This is a genomic window from Bradyrhizobium sp. 17 (genome assembly GCF_023073515.1).
Taxonomy (GTDB): domain Bacteria; phylum Pseudomonadota; class Alphaproteobacteria; order Rhizobiales; family Xanthobacteraceae; genus Bradyrhizobium; species Bradyrhizobium canariense_D.
Genome location: NZ_JADPJQ010000014.1, coordinates 1 through 2,115, shown reverse-complemented (window position 1 = coordinate 2,115; position 2,115 = coordinate 1). Strand labels below are relative to the sequence as shown.

Genomic DNA, 2,115 nt, shown 5'->3' with positions numbered 1-2,115 from the left:
CGGATCTCGCCAGTGAAGCTATCGACGGCAGCCTCGACGAAGTGGGCACCGAAGGTCGACTGCTGGTAGCTCTTGTCGAGGCCGCCCCATTCCATCTTGTCCTCGCCGAGCAGATCTCCTTGGCGGACGGCGTCCGCAAGCTTCGCAGAACGATTGCCGCTAAGCACATGCCCATCCGAGAACGTAGCGTCCGCCGAGTTGAAGCCGAGCCGCTGCGCAACGGCTTCCCGAAGCTTTACGCATGCCGCGTAAACGCCCGAAGTCGAACAGTTCGCGCCGAACTGTCCTCCGGATCCGGACGAAACAGGGAAAGAGGAATCGCCAAGCCGAACCACGACCTTGTCGAGGTCGACCCCCATCATCTCGGCGGCCGTCTGCGCGATGATCGTATAGCTGCCGGTGCCGATGTCGGTCATGTCCGTTTCGACGACAACCACCCCGTCCGTTCCCAGACGAACGCGCGCCCCCGAAGGAATCAGCAAATTGTTGCGGAACGCGGCTGCTGTGCCCATGCCCACCAGCCATTGTCCGTCCCGCACCGCGCCCGGAGACGCGCTTCGGCGCTGCCAGCCGAACCGCTCGGCGCCCTCGCGCAGGCAGCGCACCAGATTGCGCTGAGAAAACGGAGGGTCCGGCTTCTCGGGGTCGACCCGGGTGTCGTTCCGCACGCGTAGCTCGACCGGGTCCAGACCAAGCTTCTCGGCCAATTCGTCCATTGCGATCTCGAGCGCCATCATGCCTGGCGCCTCGCCAGGAGCGCGCATCGCGTTCCCTTCCGGCAGATCCAAGACGGCGAGGCGCATCGCTGTCAGGCGATTGGCGCCGGCATATAGCAATCTCGTCTGATTGGTTGCCGTCTCCGGTTGACCGTCAGGAAGATCTCCGGAGCCGCTCTCGTGCGCCATGGCGACGATGCGTCCATCAGGGCCCGCCCCGATCCTGATACGCTGCCGGGTGGCGGGGCGGTGTGTGGTGTTATTGGGAATGAGCGCCCGCTGCAATGCGACTTTCACCGGACGGCCGGCGGCCTTCGCTGCCAGCGCGGCCATCACCGCATCCGAGCGCAGGAACAGCTTGCCGCCGAAGCCGCCTCCTATGTACGGCGACACGAAGCGGACGTTCTCTTTGGGGATGCCGATGGTGGTCGCGAGATCCGTCCTGCCCCAGTCGATCATCTGGTTCGACGTCCACACCGTGAGCTTGTCGCCGTTCCAGGCCGCGATCGAGGCGTGAGGCTCCATCATCGAATGGCTCTGGTCGGGGGTCGTGTAGAACTCGTCCAGCTTCACCGGCGCCTGAGCAAAGGCCGGCTCGAAGTCGCCGACGCGACCTTCGGGCGGCCCCTGTTTCTCGGGACTGTTCGGGTCCTTCGCAAGGGGTGCGGCCTTCAGCGCCTCTTCGAGATCGAAGCTGCCTTCAGAGGGCGTGTATTCGATCCATAGCAGCCCGGCTGCCGCCGTCGCCTGTTCGAACGTTTCCGCGACAACCACCGCGACCGCCTGATGGTAGTGGTCGATCTCGGGACCGCCGAGCAGCTTTGCCGTGTTGAATTTTCCCTTGCCGAGCTTGCCGGCGCTCTCGGCCGTGACGATGGCGATGACGCCAGGCTCGCGCTGCGCCTCCGCCAGGTTCATGCTCTTGATGCGTCCCTTGGCGATCGCCGACCCCACGATGACACCGTAGGCCGGATTGGTCACGACGTCGTGGTGCTCATATGCGTAGGTCGCTTTCCCGGTGGTCTTCAAGGGGCCATCGATGCGGGGATGGGCGCGACCGACGACACGCAAGCGGTCGATGGGGTTGGTTTCGGCGGGTCTGTCGAACTTCATCGCTGCCTCATTTCGTTCATGGCGGCGGCCACGGTCCGCTCGACCAACGGTAATTTGAACGCGCTGGCGTTGGTGGGTTTTGCATCGGCGAGCAACCCTGCGGAGAAGGGCTTTGCACCTTTAGGAAGCTCGGCTTCGGCGGCTTCGACCCGCCACGGCTTGTGGGCGATGCCGCCGACGGCTACCCGCCCGGTCCCGTCGCGCTGCAGGATTGCAGCGACGGAGACCAGCGCGAAGGCGTAGGACGCGCGGTCGCGCACCTTCCTGTAGATGTGCGTTCCGCCGA

General features: G+C 64.8%; 1 protein-coding gene and 1 pseudogene. Both read right to left on the bottom strand.

Annotated elements, in window-relative coordinates:
- A partial coding sequence (locus IVB13_RS03235) for a xanthine dehydrogenase family protein molybdopterin-binding subunit (protein WP_247487699.1) occupies nt 1-1,829 on the bottom strand: 1,829 nt, incomplete at its 3' end.
- Nucleotides 1,826-2,115 (bottom strand): annotated as a pseudogene (locus IVB13_RS03230) (xanthine dehydrogenase family protein subunit M); the annotation flags it as partial. The gene IVB13_RS03235 and the pseudogene IVB13_RS03230, both read right to left, overlap by 4 nt.